The organism is Nocardia sp. NPDC005998 (assembly GCF_040614395.1).
Lineage (GTDB): Bacteria > Actinomycetota > Actinomycetes > Mycobacteriales > Mycobacteriaceae > Nocardia.
This window is the reverse complement of the sequence record NZ_JBEXUI010000028.1, coordinates 79,310-94,897: the sequence shown is the minus strand read 5'-3', so window position 1 is coordinate 94,897 and position 15,588 is coordinate 79,310. Positions and strand designations below refer to the sequence as shown.

Below are 15,588 nucleotides of genomic sequence, written 5' to 3'. Positions count from 1 at the left end.
CGGGCCGCCGCGATCCCCTGGATAACGGCGTCCGGTTCGATCCCGCCGGACTGCGGCGCTCCCGGCTGCATCCCGCCCGACTCCGTCGCATCCGGCTGGGAAACACCTGGCTGGGTCATGTCCTGCCCCGCATCAGGTCACCGATGCGCGCGGAACCGGCAGACGGCGCAGCAATTCGGTGATCACGTCCTCGCCGCGGATCCGACGCACCCACATCTCGGGACGCAGGGTGATCCGGTGCGCCATCGCCGGAACGGCCAGCGCCTTGACATCTTCCGGAATCACATAGTCGCGTCCGAGCAGCAGTGCGCGGGCCCGCGACATCTGCACCAGATCGAGTTCGGCCCGCGGGCTCGCGCCCACCTCGACCTGCGGATGCCCGCGCGTCGCACTCGCGAGCGCGACCACATAGCTGACCACATCCGGATGCACCGTGACGAACTCGACCGACTGCCGCATCTCCATCAGCCCGTTCGCATCCACCACCTGGACCACCTGCGGTGTCGCCGAACCGCGCTCGAGGCGGCGGCGGATCATCTGCCGTTCATCGTTCTCCGACAGATATCCCAGCCGCAGCTGCATCGCGAACCGGTCCAACTGCGCTTCGGGCAGCGGATAGGTGCCCTCGTATTCGATCGGGTTATCCGTGGCGAGCACGATAAAAGGCTGCGGCAGCAGGAAAGTCTCGCCATCGATGCTGACCTGCCCCTCGGCCATTGCCTCCAGCAGCGCGGCCTGCGTCTTCGGCGGCGTGCGGTTGATCTCGTCGGCCAGCAGCATATTGGTGAACACCGGACCGCGCCGGAAATTGAAACGGCCCGATGACATGTCGTAGATGGTGGAGCCGAGCAGGTCGGCGGGCAACAGGTCGGGCGTGAACTGCACGCGGGTGAAGTCCAGGCCGAGCGCGGCGGCGAAGGACCTGGCGATGAGCGTCTTGCCGAGGCCGGGCAGGTCCTCGATCAAGATGTGACCGCCGGAGAGCACGGCGATCATGATCAGCTGCAACTCATCCCGCTTGCCGACGATCACTCGGGACAGTTCCCGCAGTACCGCCTCGCTGCGCTGGATGGTTGCGTCCATCGGCATCGTCATTTGTCTACTCGCACTTGCCTCAACCCATTCTCTTTCGGCCGTATTCAATTGCGCATGATCGGGACCCCGCCTCCTCCGGGCCCGACCGCTCATGGCGGGGCACTTACATTCTCTGCAGACGGCGCAGGATTTCGTCCAGTGCCGCCCGCCCGGGTGCGGGCGTCGTCTGATCCCGCAGCGCCGAATTGGCCGGATCCACCCAGAGCCATAATTCCGGGCCGAACTGCAGTATCCCGGCGGCCTCGGTCGCCTTGCGGTTCTTGGCGACCCGCAGTCCGGTGGACAACTCGAACTCCTTGGCCAGCAGCGGACGCAGGTGCCGATCCCAGTCGGCTCTGGTGCCGTCCGCGCGGTCGGCGAGCATTTCCGCCCTGGCATGCCAGTGCCGCAGCATTTCCGCGGGGCCGTTCTCGATGTAGTCCTGCTCCGCATCGGCCCTCGGGCCGGACCTGCTCGACAGCGACCAGATCAGCGCAATCATGACCAGCGCCACCGGGATTCCGGCGGCGATCAGCAATGCGCCCCGCGCCCGGCCGAGCGTGATCAACTCGATCAGCACGATGATGATCAGCGCACCGAATACGATCGCGCGATTCATACCATCTCCCCCTGCAGATCCGCCAAAACGATGCGCAGCAGCTGTTCGGCCCGCATCCGCTGCCACTCCAGCATCGAATGCGGACTGAATCTGGCCTCCTCGAACAGCGCGACCAGTTCCCTGGCGGATGCGTCGTGCAGTGCGCCGCGTTCGAAGGCGCGGGCCAGCACTTCCATGGGGGTATCGGAGGCCAGTGGCGCGGCCGCGCGATCGAAGGACAGGCCGCGTTCCATCGCGACATAGCAGGCGATAATGGCCTCACGCGGATCCTGGCCGGGCGCGTTCATCGCGGCCAGGCCCATCTCGGCCGCTCGGGCCAGCGAACCCGCAACCGTAGGCGCGGTGGGGGGCAGCGGTGGCGCTGCGGGACGCTGCTTGCGCTGACCCGCCATCGCGACCGCGATCACCCCGGCCAGTGCGGCACCGACCAGCGCGATCGCGGCAATGGTGGCCACTAGCATCGCCGTGCCGCCGAGATGGGGGGTCGGCGCGGCATCGGGGGTCGGCGCGGTGGTGATGACCTGCTCGGTGGTGCGGCCCGAGCCGTCTCGCGGCACCGAGGACGGCACCGGCTCGCCCTCGCGCCCGAAACCGACGAAGAAGACCGCGGATGCGGCCGCGACGATCAGCGAACCCACCGCCAGGGCGGCCAGGATCAGCAGGCCGACCCGGCCCAGACGTCCGTGTCCGCGCTCGGAATCACGGTCCACCTCCGGCATGGCCAGCGGCAGCCGGTGCTGACTGGCGATCACCCCGGCGATCAGGATCACGACCGATACGGTGAGCAGCACCGGCATCAGCACCACCGAGATGGCCGAGGGCACGGTGCGGTGGTCACCGGAGGCATGCGCCCCGGGAATGTGGCCGCGCAGCGCGATCGCGGCACACGCCAGCAGCGTGATCAGCACGATCACGCGCGTTATCGGCGCTCCCGCCCTAACCACCTGCTACCACCACATCTGAGTAAAGCTCTGAACAGGCACATAGTTACATGCCGAGTGGTCGGCTCGAGATGGAATCGAATACTTCCGATCGCCTCCTCTTAATCGACGATAGCGCCACTTCGATCGTGTACGGTGCTAGCCGATCGCGACGGATTCGGGCTGATGGAGTTCGCCGAGACGGCTTTCGGTCCGCGTGATATCGGGGACGCCGGCAACGTCGGCCACCAGGTCCGATAGCGGCACCCGGGCCGCGAGGGTGAGTTCGCGATCCGCGTCGTAGAGCACGTCGATCAGGTTGACGAAGCGCATGGCCCAGTCCGGTGGGACCTCGCGCAGGGGTGGCACGTCGCGCAGGGTCCACCGTTGAAAGCGGCGCGCCAACTCGACGTAGTCCGCGGCGGCCGTTGCGGTGCCGCACAGGGCGGTGAAGTCGATGACGAGCGCGGCATCATCGACGGCGCGGGCGCGGATCATGCGGGTGCCGACCGGAATATCGACGCCGGAGGCCGCCTCCCGGAGAGCAGGAGCTGTCGGGCTGTCCGCGTCGCACACGAGGTAGCGCCCGCCCGCGAAGGCGGTATCCGCACCGCCGCGCCTGCGGTAGTCGAGTGGACCATCGACCGAGACGACATCCAGGTGCCCGACGATGCGCGCGATGGTCGGCAGGAAGCGATCGTGGAACAGCGGATTGGGCAGCAGCTGCTCCGGCGGATAGTTCGAGGTCACCACCAGCACGATGTGGCGGGCGAAGAGCGCGTCGAGCATGCGGGCGATGAGCATCGCATCGCCGATATCGTGCACATGGAATTCGTCGAAGCAGACCAGTTCGGCATTGCCGAGTAGGGTGTCGATGGCCTTGTCGATGGAGCCCGACTCATGTGCCGCGGTGTGCAATTCGGCGAAGAAGCTGTGGAAGTGGAAGCGGCGCTTGCGATTCGATGACACGCTCGCGAAGAAATCGTCCATCAGCATGGTTTTGCCGCGGCCTGGTCGGCCGTGCAGGTAGGCGCCGCGATGCCGCTTCAGCGGATGGCCGCGCCGGTCGAGCAGTTCCAGCAGCCGCGCCCGCGCTCGGAGCTGATCGGCATCCAATGTGATGTTGTTCTGCACGGCATCCTCCTGGCCCTCTACAGTTGTAGAGGACCGACGCAGAAGGACGCCACAGAAGGTGATGATGTCCACAACCGACCGGCACACACTGATCGTCGATGCCGCCATCGACCTCATTGCCACCCAGGGCATTCGAGCGCTCACCCACCGCGCCCTCGATACCGCGCTCGAATTGCCCGCCGGATCGACCTCCTATTACTTCCGCACCAAGCGGGCACTCATCGAGGCGATTGCGGACCGGATCACCACCCGCTCCCGCGACGATTTCACCGCCGCCGAGCTCGAATCATCCGAAGCCGCCAGCGCGACCGACGTCGCCCGTGCCATCGCGATATGGCTCGATCGACTGCTCGTCGAACGACGCAATCACCTGATCGTCCGGCACGCGCTCATCATCGACCTACACGCCGATCCTGAACTGCACGATCGACTCGCGCACAGCCTATTCTCGACCGTTCGAGCCCGAGACCTGTTCCGCGCCTTGCACTTCCCCGATCCCAGCGGTGCCGCCGCCGACTTCATCGCGGTCATCGAGGGCGCCGTCTTCGATCGCTTCGCCGGCGCTCGCGCCCACCTCCCCGCAGGCACCGCCGACAGCGTTGATCAACTCACCGGGCTGCTTGCCCGTCACCTCGACGGCTAGCGTCGCGACCAGCCGCGCTCACTGTAGGTAACCCCGCTGAGGTAGCCACGCAGCCCAGCGGCGGGATACCCGATGATCGAGTCATCGGGCAGCGCGTCCAACGGAAACCATTGCAGCCCATAGCTTTTATCCGGTTCCCGGTTGACCGGCTCGCCGCGCCAGCGCAGCGCCTCGAAGAACACCCCGAGCCGCGCCTCGCGGCCGGAGCCGACCACATGAGCGGTATGCACATGCCGCAGATCCGCCGGGTCGATAACGACCCCGACCTCCTCATATGCCTCCCGCACCGCACCGGCGGTGGCCGACTCCCCCGCTTCCAGCTTTCCGGCGGGCAGATGCCACAGCCCATCGAACTCGTCGGCACTGCGCCGCCTGCTGAGCAGCACCTCCCGGCCACGAACGAGCAGAATATGCACGTCGACAAGGTGTCGATCGGTCATGAGACTCCTCCCGGTGACGCTGCAACCTACCGATCCACCGGTATACCCGAATGAACCCGGTCGGTGCCCGATCGGACTCAGTTGGCGCTGAGCACCAACCCCGAGGTCGGCACGCCGGTACCGGCGGTGACCAGGATGTTCTCCAGGCCCGCAACGGGATTCACCGAAGTACCGCGAATCTGGCGAACGGCCTCGGCAATCCCGTTCATCCCGTGGATATACGCCTCGCCGAGCTGTCCGCCATGGGTGTTCAATGGCAGCCGCCCGCCGATTTCGATGGCACCGTCGGCAATGAAATCCTTTGCCTCACCACGTCCGCAGAAGCCGAGCTCCTCCAATTGCATGAGCACGAAGGGGGTGAAGTGGTCGTAGAGGATGGCGGCCTGCATATCCTCTGGGCGCAAACCGCTCTGGGCCCAGAGCTGGTCGCCGACCAGACCCATTTCCGGCAGGCCGGTGAGGGCGTCGCGGTAGTAGCTCGTCATCACGTACTGGTCGGCACCGGAACCCTGTGCGGCGGCGGTGATCACGGCCGGGCGCTGCGGGAGATCGCGGGCGCGCTCGACGCTGGTGACCACGATCGCGACGCCGCCGTCGGACTCCTGACAGCAGTCGAGCAGATGCAGCGGTTCGGCGATCCAGCGGGAATTCTGGTGCTCCTCGAGGGTGATCGGCTTGCCGTAGAAGAAGGCGGCCGGATTCGCCGCGGCGTGTTTGCGATCGGCGACGGCGACCCGGCCGAAGTCCGCGCTGGTCGCGCCGTAGACGTGCATATAGCGCCTGGCGACCATCGCCACCTGGGCCGCCGGAGTTCCGAGGCCCTGTGGATAGGACCAGCCCGCATCGATACCCGAGGAGGTCGGCGCGGTGGCCAGTGCGGTGGAGAACTGGCCGAAGCGCGATACCGACCGCTCATTGAAGGCACGGTAGGCGACGACCACATCGGCGACACCGGTGGCGACCGCCATGGCGGCCTGCTGGATGGTGGCACAGGCCGCGCCGCCGCCATAGCCGATGTGGCTGAAGAACTTCAGCTGTGGGATGCCAACGGCACGCGCGACCGCCGCCTGGGTATTGGTATCCATGGTGAAGGTGGTCAGGCCGTCGACATCGGCGGGTGTCAGACCCGCATCGGCCAGCGCCGCGGTGACCGCCTCGGCGGCCAAGCGCAATTCGCTGCGGCCGGAGTCCTTGGAGAAGTCGGTGGCGCCGATGCCGACGATGGCGGCGCGGCCGGAGATCCCGGTGGTGTTGTCAGCGGTCATCATGGCCTCCGCAGGGCGATAACGGCTTTCGCCGTGATGTGGTCACCGAGGCTGTCGCGTCCGACGACATCGATGTGGATGTCATCGCCCTCGATGGCGGCGACGGTGCCCGAGAGCGTCAGGGTGTCACCGGCATACAGCGGCACCCCCAAGCGCAGCGCGACCGATTTGACGATGGCGCGCGGTCCGGCCCAGTCGGTCACGAAGCGCTGCACCAGCCCGGTATCGGTGAGGATATTGACGAAGATGTCCTTGGAACCGCGGGCGACAGCCTTGTCCCTGTCATGGTGCACATCTTGAAAGTCCCTGGTGGCCAATGCCGTACTGATCACGAACGTGGGATCGGCGTGAATCACCAGCTCGGGCAGTGCGGTCCCGACCTGCACGGCGGCGGGTTCGACGTAGGTCATGCGATCACCCGCCAGACCGGCAGCACGGCCTCGTCGTCGAGCTTTTCGAACTCCACCTGCACCGGCAGGCCGATCTTCACATCTGCCGGGTCGATGCCCCGCAGTTCACCGAGCATGCGCACGCCCTCCTCCAATTCGACAAGCGCGACGACGAACGGCAGTTGCCGTCCTGGCACTTTCGGCGCGTGATGCACGACGTAGCTGAAGACTTCACCGCGCCCCGCGGCGACGACGTAGTCGGTCTGCTCGGATTTGTCCTGCCACAGCGCCGGGATCGGCGGATGCCGCAGCGTGCCGTCCGGCAGCCGCTGGATCCGCAGCTCACCGGCTTTCGTACCCTCCCAGAAGAATTCGGTATCCCAGGAGACCAGCGGCTTGACCCGGTCGCCCGCGGGCGCCTTCGCGGCGGTACCGGTCCCCGGGGCGAATTTCAGCAGCCGCCACAGCATTTCGGCGACCACCTCGTCGCCCACCCGCCAACTGATCTCGAAGGTGACGAACCACCCTTCGCCGAGCGCGGTCCGCTTCGGGCCGCGGATATCGCACAGCCTGCTGGTAACCGATACTTGCTCACCGACATTCAGGTATCGGTGGTAGGTCTGCTGGCAGTCGGTCGCGACCACCGAGGTGAAGCCCGCGCTGTCCAGCAGCTCGATGACCTGGTTCGTGGGATCGTCCGCGGCACGGGAACCGTTGAGCCCGAGCATGGTCCAGACCTGGATCATGGCGGGCGGCGCCACGGTGCCGGGAAATCCGGCGGCGCGGGCGGCCGCTTCGTCGACGTAGATCGGGTTGTTGTCCCCGAGCGCCTCCACCCAGTTGTTGATCATCGGCTGGTTCACCCGGTCACGCCCGAGGCGTGGCGCGCAATCCCCCGCCGCGATGATCTTCTCTGCGGCGGCGGTAATCGCTTCCGGAGTCAGAGTTTCCGGCACGCGCGGCTCCTTGCTGTAGTCCATCTCGCGGGATTCATCGTGGTACCCGAGGCAGTTTCAGACCGGATGAGGCGACCAGTTCGCGCATCACTTCATTGACGCCGCCGCCGAAGGTCACCACCAGGTTCTGCTTGGTCCTGCGGTCCAGCCAGGTCAGCAATTCGGCGGTGGCCGGATCGGCCGGATCCCCGTAGTGCCCGACGATCTCCTCGGCGAGCCGACCCGCCTCCTGCAGCGATTCGGTCGAGTACACCTTGGTGGCCGAGGCATCGGCGATCACGGAGGCCTGATCGCCGTCGACGGTCGCCGCCACCTGCCAGTTCAGCAATTCGTTCAGCCGGACCATGGCGTGGATGCGCCCGAGTGAACGGCGTACGTCATTTTGGGCCAGCACGCCGCGCGGCTGCGCCCACTCGCGCACGCGGTCGTAGAGCTGTTCGATCTTGCCGGACGGACCCAGGCTCACCCGCTCGTGGTTGAGCTGGGTGGTGATCAGCCGCCAGCCGCGGTTCTCCTCGCCGACGAGCATATCGGCGGGAACCCGCACATTGTCGAAGTAGGTCGCGTTGGTGTGGTGCGCCCCATCGCAGGTAATGATCGGCGTCCACGAGTAGCCGGGATCGGTGGTGTCCACGATCAGGATCGTGATGCCGCGGTGCCGCGATTCGACCGACCCGGTGCGGCAGGCCAGCCAGATGTAGTCGGCCTCATGCGCGCCGGTCGTGAAGATCTTCTGCCCGTTGACGATCCAGTCGCCGGATTCGTCACGCACCGCACTCGTGCGCAGCGAGGCCAGATCGGTGCCCGCCTCCGGTTCGGAGTAGCCGATCGCGAAATGGATATCGCCGGAAAGGATTCCGGGCAGGAACTTCGCCTTCTGCGCATCGGTGCCGAAGCTCTGCAGCGTCGGCCCGACCGTCAGCAGGGTGACCAGCGGTAGCGGCACATCCGCGCGCACCGCCTCATTGAAGAAGATCTGCTGTTCCATCGGGCCGAAGCCCTGGCCGCCGTATTCCTTCGGCCAGCCGACGCCGAGCCAGCCATCCGCGCCCATCCGGCGCACCACCGCCCGGTAGGCGTCACCGTGGCGGTTGACCGCCATCTCGGCCTCCTCCTCGGGAGTCACGAGATCGGCGAAATAGGAACGCAGTTCGTCGCGTAGCCGGCGCTGCTCCGCGGTCAGATCGATGAGCATCTGGCCCCCAATCGGTCGAGGCGCAGGGATTCGCCGCCGAGCCAGCGGGCGAGGTCCTTGGCCTGTGAGTAGTAGCGATGCATCGGATGGGTCACGTCGACCCCGAGACCACCGTGCAGGTGATGGCATTTCTGCATGGCGGCGGGCAGTTCCGAGGCCACGGTGTAGGCGAGCACATCGAGGTCGTCATCGATGCGCTCCTGGTGCGCTGGCGTCGAATCGCCCTGTGCCAGTGCCCAGTTCGCCGAGACGGCGACGGTATGCAACGTTCGCGAGACGACATAGACATCGGCGATCTGCTGGGCGACAGCCTGGAATTCGGCGAGCGGCCGGTTGAACTGGTGGCGGGTCCGCAGATGTTCGGCGGTGAGTACGAGCGCACCTTTGAGCAGTCCGTCCGCGGTCGCGCCGATCGAAGCGACGGCCGAGCGGTGCAGTTCGGCGATGCCGCCCGGCAGCAGTTGCTCGGCCGGAATCTCGACCTGGTCGAGTCGCACACTGCATTCGGGGATGCCACCGGATACCGGCGTCGGCGTCAGGTTCAACCCGGCCGCATCCGAATCCACCAGTGCGATACCGGAATTCGTCGGGATCAGCAGCCAGCGCGCCTGCTCCGCATACGGCACCGCCACCTTGTGGCCGGTAATGCGCACGGTGTCGCCATTGGAGACGGCCGTGGTCTCGGGTTTGACGACGAAGGGATTCGCGGGCTCGCTCAGGGCTGCGGTGAGCACCGCACCCTTGGCGACCTCCGGATAGACCCGCTCGGCGACGCTGTCCGGCAGGACCGGCAGCAGCGGCAGCAGCCCGAAGCCGAGGGTCGGCAGGGCGGGCACCGCCACCGCATCGGTGGCCAGTTCGGTCAGCAGCACCGAGACCTCCGGCAGGCCCATGCCGTCACCGCCGAACCGCTCCGGCAGCGCCAGCGAGAGCAGGCCGGTCTCGATCAGACTCGGCCAGAGCTCGATATCGCGTGCCGGTTCACGCTCCAGCAAACTCACTACAACTTCGGCCACGGCGTCCTGGCCCTCGTCCCGGGTGAAGTCCACGCTTACTCCAATTAAGTTCAGTATCGCTCCGCGCTTCGACGTGGGGCGATCTTCTGGCAATCGACCTCGTCGACTAGCCGTCCCCGTCGCGGGGCAGTCCGAGAATTCGCTCACCGGCAACGGTCAGCAAAATCTGCTCGGTACCACCCGCAATCGACAGACAGCGCGTGAGCAGGAACTCCTTGAGTACCTCGGAGTCCTGCGCACCGATGGCCCCCGCCGTCTCCACCGCGAATTCGGCAACCGCCTGGCGATGCCGGACGCCGACGAGCTTGCGCACACTGCTCTGCGCTCCCGGATCACCGCCCGCCAGCATCCGCACCGCGGCGCGCTGTTCCAGCAGCAGTCCAGCGATGGCATCGGCGACGAAACCGCCGAGCCGATCGTTCAAAAGCTCGGCGCCCGGCCCGGTGGCGGGCAGTTTGGCGATGAGTTCCTCGAGCACCGGCCCGATCCCATTGCCACCCATGGCGACGCGTTCGGTCGACAGGGTGGAGCGGGCGATCTTCCAGCCGTTGTTCAGCGCGCCGACCACACAGTCATCCGGCACGAAGACGTCATCGAGGAAGACCTCGCTGAACCGCGCCTCACCGGTGATCTGCACCAGCGGGCGCACCTCGAGCCCCGCGCTGCGCATATCGACCAGGAAATAGCTGATACCGCGATGCTTGGGTGCGTCGGGATCGGTGCGAGCCAGGCAGATCGCCCAGTTCGCCCGGTCGCCCAGCGACGTCCACACCTTCTGCCCGCGCAGCACCCAGCCGCCGTCGACCTTCTTGGCGGTGGTCCGCAGCGCCGCCAGATCCGAACCGGCCTCCGGCTCGCTGAACAGCTGACACCAGATCACCTCACCGCGCAGCGTCGGCCAGGCAAACTGATCGATCTGCTGCTGAGTGCCGTGCTGCAGTAGCGTCGGAATCGCCCAGCCGCCGATCGCCAGATCCGGTGACTCCACCCCCGCGCGGCGCAGTTCCTCCGAAATCACCAGGCCCGTCATGGGATTCGCGCCACGGCCGTACGGCGCCGGCCAGTGCGGCATGACGAGTCCGGCCTCGACCAGCGCATTGCGCTGCTTGTCGACGGGCAGCGCTGCGATCGCGGCAACCTCGGCGGCCAGTTCGGGCACGCCGCTGTCAGACCCTGCGACCGCCCCGGGGGGCGTTGTCTGCGCGGCGGAGGCGAAGATCCGGTCCGCACCGGTGGTCCGGCGCTGACCGCCGCGGGTCAGCTCGGTGACCCTGGCCCGCCACCGCGCCGAGCCGCCGAGCAGCTGCCGCAATGCGGTGGCCCGGCGCAGGTAGAAGTGCGCGTCGTGCTCCCAGGTGAAGCCGATGCCGCCGAGCACCTGAATGCAGTCCTTGGCGGTCTCCACCGCGGCGTCCAGGGAAATCGCGGCGGCGATCGCGGCCGCGATCGGCAGTTCCGCACCGCCTTCGTCGACCGCCGCCGCGGCATCTGCCGCGACGGAGCGGATCAGCTCGGTGCGGCACAGCATCCAGGCGCAAATGTGTTTGAGCGCTTGGAAAGACCCGATCTTGCGGCCGAATTGCTCACGCACCTTGGCATATTCGACCGCGGTCTCCAGGCACCAACCCGCCACACCGGCGAGTTCGGCCGAAACCAGCACTGCGAGTAGATCTTCCACGGCGTGCGGCGACTCGAACACCCGCTCCGCCGGCACCCGCACCTCGGCACAGTGCGCACGCGCCAGTGGCGTACTCGAGTCAGCCGGTGCGAGCGACTCGATGCGCAGACCATCGGCATCGGGTCCGATCACACACCAGCGCAACCCTTCCGGCGTGCGCACCGGCAACAGCACCGAGGTACCCGGCGCGGCACCGAGCACCGAATCCCAGACACCCGTGAGCAATAGGTCACCGGATGCGGCCGGTACACTCGCGACGGGTCCGACGACGAAGTCGAGCGCGACACCACACGGCATATCCTCGGCGAGGGCGCCAGCGGTGACCAGATTCGCCAATGCGGTGGCCAGCACCGGCCCGCCGACCAGGTCGTGCGCCGCCTGCTCGACCAATACCGCGAGGTCGGCGACCGATCCGCCGTGGCCGCCGTCCGCTTCGGCAACCGCGACCCGGAATATCCCGAAGTCGGCCAGTCCGGGCCAATAGGCGCGCCAGAAGTCCGCCGGGTCGTCCCGCATTGTTGCAATCGGACGCACCGATCCAGCCCATCCGCGCATCGACTCCTGACCGGCTTTATGCTCGTCAGTGGTGGCGATGGTCACAGTCCGTACCGCCTTTCCGGCGTGACTCCCACACCTAGAACATGTTCTAATATCCTAGCTGGGCGGAAGTCAAGAGACGACCGAGGCCCGTTGCCGGAATGCGAAAGGACTCTCAATCCATGGCCAGTCCCTCCCGATCGCAGCCAGCCGATTCGAATGCGGCAGGGCGAGCGTCGGCCAACGCGACGGTCACGACGCTCAGCGAAGACGAGCTGAGCTCGGCCGCGCAGCGGGAGCGGCGTAAGCGAATTCTGGACGCGACCCTCGCACTGGCCTCCAAGGGCGGTTACGACGCCGTGCAGATGCGTGCGGTGGCCGAACGCGCCGATGTTGCCGTCGGGACGCTCTACCGGTATTTCCCGTCCAAGGTGCATTTGCTGGTCTCCGCGCTGTCGCGGGAATTCGAGCAGATCGAGGGCAAACGTAAGCCGCTTGCCGGACAGACGCCGAATGAGCGCATGCATCTGTTGCTGACTCAGATCACCCGGATGATGCAGCGCGATCCATTGCTCACCGAGGCGATGACCCGCGCATTCATGTTCGCCGACGCGTCGGCGGCCGCTGAGGTCGATCGGGTCGGCAAGGTGATGGATCGGGTCTTCGCCCGCGCCATGAACGACGGTGAACCCACCGAACGTCAGCTGGCGATCGCGCGCGTCATCAGTGACGTCTGGCTGTCCAATCTGGTGGCCTGGCTGACCAGGCGCGCATCGGCGACCGACGTCACCGAACGCCTCGAGCTGACCGTCGATCTGCTGCTCGGCGAAAATGGCGCCAAGTAGCAATCACCCGGCTCGACTACCAGCGCATACCAGGCAATTTCGATATCGGAGGCCGGTGCGCGCGTCGTAATTTCGGTCACATCCACAGCTCACCGCGCCGTACGCATGGCGGCGCGCCGGGGAGGTGGGCGACCATTGCGTTAACGCATTACTGCGCACGCATGACGGCGCGCTTCGGTGCGGCAAATTCAACACAGTATTGTCACGCGTGCCCCTGAAAAAACTCCTCCGATCACTAGGTTGGATGCGTGAGCGCACAGGATCTGCCACTGGAACTTCGCCGTGCACTGTCGACGGTCGCGCGCGTGCCACGGCTTTTGGTCGCATCGGACTACGACGGGACTATCGCACCCATCGTGTCCGATCCGGCGAAGGCCTTTCCACACCGAGAATCGGTGAGCGCGCTACGAGCGCTCGCCGGTCTAACCGGAACGACCGCCGCCGTTATCTCCGGCCGCGCACTGCGGGATCTCGCCGCATTGTCGCGTCTGCCGGTCGAGGTACAACTGATCGGTAGTCATGGCTCGGAATTCGATGTGGGTTTCGTACACGCCATCGACAACGATGCCAAACAACTGCTGGTTGAAGTGCAGACGAGTCTGTCACAGATCGCCGCGGAGAATCCCGGTGCCAGCGTCGAGATCAAACCGGCCAGTGTCGCGCTGCATGTGCGCAATGCGAGTCCGGAAATCGGGTTGCGCGCGCTGAAAGCGGTGCGGCTGGGCCCGTCCTGCTGGGTCGGCGTACAGGTGACCGAGGGGAAATCCGTTATCGAACTCGCGGTGATCCAGACGGATAAGGGCGTCGCGCTCGATACCGTCCGGCACCAGGAGGGCGCATCGGCCGCGGTGTTCTTCGGTGATGACGTCACCGATGAAAAGGCCTTCCGCATGCTTTCCGGCCCCGATGTCGGCATCAAGGTCGGCGATGGCGAGAGCCTGGCCAAATACCGGGTGGACAGCACCGAGGCCGTCTCCTGGGCACTGGCCTTCCTGCTCGAAGAACGGCGCACCTGGCTGGCCGGTGCCAGCGCGCCGCGCATCGAGCGGCTGAGCATGCTGGCCAGTCCGCGCTCGGTGGCGCTGCTGACCCCCGACGCGACTGTCACCTGGTTCTGCCATCCGGAACCGGATTCGGCCGCGGTCTTCGCCCATCTGCTCGGCGGACCGCAGGCCGGCCACTTCACCATCGAACCGGAGCGGCCCGGCCTGCCGCTGTCGCAGCGCTATATCGACGGCACCATGACCGTCGAAACCCGTTGGGCCAGTCTGCAAGTGGTCGACTATCTGCCGCACGACGTGGCACCGAACCGCACCGACCTGACCCGGGTGATCACCGGCGATGCCAAGGCCGTCGTAACCTTCGCGCCCCGACCGGAATTCGGCCAGGTGCCGGTGAGCATCGAATGTGAGCCGACCGGCCTGCGCGTGCTCGGCACCAACGATCCGATGGTGCTGCGCTCCCCCGGCGTGCACTGGGAGATCCAGTCCGACGGTATGTACAGTTCGGCGCGCGCCGTCGTCGATCCGTCACGCGGCCCGATCGTGCTGGAAATGCGCTGCGGTACACAGGATCTCGCGCCCGCCATGAGCAGCGAGGCGGAGCGGCGCAAGGATGCCGAGGACTACTGGTCGAAATGGGCGGCGAAACTGCAGCTGCCGCCGCTGAAGCGGGATCTGATGAAGCGCTCGGCACTCACCCTGCGCGGACTCGTGCACGCGCCGTCGGGTTCCATCCTGGCCGCGGCCACCACCTCGCTGCCGGAGGATATCGGCGGCGTGCGCAACTGGGATTACCGCTATTGCTGGCTGCGCGATGCCGCGCTGACCGCGCAGGCACTGGTTTCGCTCGGCTCACTGACCGAGGCCGAGGAATTCCTAGGCTGGGTGCACCGGGTGCTGGAGACGCTGCCCGGTCCGGAGCGTTTGCACCCGCTGTACACCCTCTACGGCGAGACGCTGCCCCCCGAGGCATCGATCGATCAGCTGCCCGGTTATGCGGGTTCGCGCCCGGTCCGCGTCGGCAACGCCGCGAATATGCAGGTGCAGCTGGACGTCTTCGGCCCGATCGTCGATCTCATTGCATCGCTGGCGCACGGCCGCGAGGCGAAAGGGCTGACCGATCCGGCCAAGGCACTGCCGGATGCCGACTGGGAACTGGTGCACGCCATGGTCTCCGCGGTGCAGCGGCGCTGGCAGGAACCCGACCACGGCATCTGGGAAATCCGCGGCAACCCGCGGCACCACGTGTACTCGAAGGTGATGGGCTGGCTGACCGTGGACCGGGCGATCACGCTGGCGCAGCGCTTCGAGCGTCAGATCGACCCGGCCTGGATCACGCTGCACGAGACCATCGCCGATGAGGTGAAGACCAAGGGCTGGAACGACGAGGTCCAGTCCTACACCGCCGCCTACGACGGCACCGATCTGGATGCGGCCACCCTGCACATCGGCCTCAGCGGCCTGATCGAACCGTCGGATCCGCGCTTCGCGGCGACGGTGGTGGCCACCGAGGCGGAGCTGCGCAGCGGCTCGACCGTGTACCGGTACCACCACGACGACGGCCTGCCCGGCGGCGAGGGCGGGTTCCACCTGTGCGCGGCCTGGCTGGTCGAGGCGTATCTGCTGATCGGCAAGCGCTCGGATGCCGAGGCACTGTTCGCGCAGCTGGTCGATGTCGCCGGACCGACCGGTCTGCTCAGCGAGGAGTACGACCCGGTCGCCGAGCGCTCACTCGGCAACCATCCACAGGCCTACAGCCATCTCGGCCTGCTGCGTTGTGCACAGCTGCTGGGCAAGCCGGTGGAAGCGCTGGTCTGACGCGACCGTCGCATAGTTCCGGGCCCGCGAACCATCAATTCGCGGGCCCGGCCCATAT

Annotated in this window: 14 protein-coding genes; 3 read left to right on the top strand and 11 right to left on the bottom strand. The window is 66.7% G+C overall.

Annotation, left to right across the window (positions count from 1 at the left end):
- Positions 1-132 precede the first annotated feature (132 nt).
- The 4 genes from ABZ293_RS29735 to zapE form a co-directional block, all read right to left on the bottom strand.
- The gene (locus ABZ293_RS29735) at positions 133-1,095 is read right to left on the bottom strand and encodes a MoxR family ATPase (RefSeq protein WP_355185984.1); all 963 of its coding nucleotides are present in this window, start codon (positions 1,093-1,095) and stop codon (positions 133-135) included.
- A 103-nt stretch (positions 1,096-1,198) separates the two neighbouring features.
- Positions 1,199-1,693 carry a hypothetical protein gene (locus ABZ293_RS29730; RefSeq protein WP_355185982.1) on the bottom strand — a complete coding sequence of 165 codons (495 nt, stop codon included), beginning with the start codon at positions 1,691-1,693 and terminating at the stop codon, positions 1,199-1,201.
- Positions 1,690-2,637, bottom strand: coding sequence for a DUF4129 domain-containing protein (locus ABZ293_RS29725; protein WP_355185980.1), 948 nt, complete (start codon positions 2,635-2,637; stop codon positions 1,690-1,692). The genes ABZ293_RS29730 and ABZ293_RS29725 overlap by 4 nt, the downstream gene beginning before the upstream one ends.
- Before the next feature lie 135 nt (positions 2,638-2,772).
- Entirely contained in the window at positions 2,773-3,747 is a 975-nt protein-coding gene (gene zapE, locus ABZ293_RS29720; RefSeq protein ID WP_355185978.1) for a cell division protein ZapE, read from the bottom strand.
- A 64-nt stretch (positions 3,748-3,811) separates the two neighbouring features.
- Between zapE and ABZ293_RS29715 the strand changes: the two genes are divergently transcribed.
- Positions 3,812-4,390 (top strand): TetR family transcriptional regulator, encoded by a 579-nt coding sequence (locus ABZ293_RS29715; protein WP_355185976.1) that lies wholly within the window; start codon positions 3,812-3,814, stop codon positions 4,388-4,390.
- Here the strand turns inward: ABZ293_RS29715 and ABZ293_RS29710 are convergent.
- The 7 genes from ABZ293_RS29710 to ABZ293_RS29680 all read right to left on the bottom strand — a co-directional run bounded on the left by ABZ293_RS29710 (position 4,387) and on the right by ABZ293_RS29680 (position 11,929).
- Positions 4,387-4,830, bottom strand: coding sequence for an NUDIX domain-containing protein (locus tag ABZ293_RS29710; protein ID WP_355185974.1), 444 nt, complete (start codon positions 4,828-4,830; stop codon positions 4,387-4,389). The two genes, ABZ293_RS29715 and ABZ293_RS29710, sit on opposite strands and share 4 nt — an antisense overlap.
- A gap of 77 nt (positions 4,831-4,907) precedes the next feature.
- Complete coding sequence (locus ABZ293_RS29705; RefSeq protein ID WP_355185972.1) at positions 4,908-6,095, bottom strand: lipid-transfer protein; 1,188 nt, start codon at positions 6,093-6,095, stop codon at positions 4,908-4,910.
- A complete protein-coding gene (locus tag ABZ293_RS29700; protein ID WP_354958539.1) occupies positions 6,095-6,505 on the bottom strand; it encodes a MaoC family dehydratase in 411 nt (136 codons plus the stop codon). The genes ABZ293_RS29705 and ABZ293_RS29700 overlap by 1 nt, the downstream gene beginning before the upstream one ends.
- Positions 6,502-7,440 carry an OB-fold domain-containing protein gene (locus ABZ293_RS29695; protein WP_355185970.1) on the bottom strand — a complete coding sequence of 313 codons (939 nt, stop codon included), beginning with the start codon at positions 7,438-7,440 and terminating at the stop codon, positions 6,502-6,504. Before ABZ293_RS29695 ends, ABZ293_RS29700 begins: the two co-directional genes overlap by 4 nt.
- A gap of 34 nt (positions 7,441-7,474) precedes the next feature.
- A complete protein-coding gene (locus ABZ293_RS29690) occupies positions 7,475-8,635 on the bottom strand; it encodes an acyl-CoA dehydrogenase family protein (protein ID WP_355185968.1) in 1,161 nt (386 codons plus the stop codon).
- Positions 8,620-9,684 (bottom strand): acyl-CoA dehydrogenase family protein, encoded by a 1,065-nt coding sequence (locus ABZ293_RS29685; protein WP_355185966.1) that lies wholly within the window; start codon positions 9,682-9,684, stop codon positions 8,620-8,622. Before ABZ293_RS29685 ends, ABZ293_RS29690 begins: the two co-directional genes overlap by 16 nt.
- 73 nt (positions 9,685-9,757) lie before the next feature.
- On the bottom strand, positions 9,758-11,929 hold the full coding sequence (locus ABZ293_RS29680) for an acyl-CoA dehydrogenase (RefSeq protein WP_355185964.1): 2,172 nt from the start codon (positions 11,927-11,929) through the stop codon (positions 9,758-9,760).
- A 119-nt stretch (positions 11,930-12,048) separates the two neighbouring features.
- On the opposite strand from ABZ293_RS29680, the gene kstR reads away from it, so the two are divergent.
- Together kstR and otsB are read left to right on the top strand one after the other, a co-directional pair.
- Complete coding sequence (gene kstR, locus ABZ293_RS29675; RefSeq protein WP_354958534.1) at positions 12,049-12,711, top strand: cholesterol catabolism transcriptional regulator KstR; 663 nt, start codon at positions 12,049-12,051, stop codon at positions 12,709-12,711.
- Between the two features lie 248 nt (positions 12,712-12,959).
- Entirely contained in the window at positions 12,960-15,530 is a 2,571-nt protein-coding gene (gene otsB, locus ABZ293_RS29670; protein WP_355185962.1) for a trehalose-phosphatase, read from the top strand.
- The last annotated feature ends 58 nt before the right edge of the window (positions 15,531-15,588 follow it).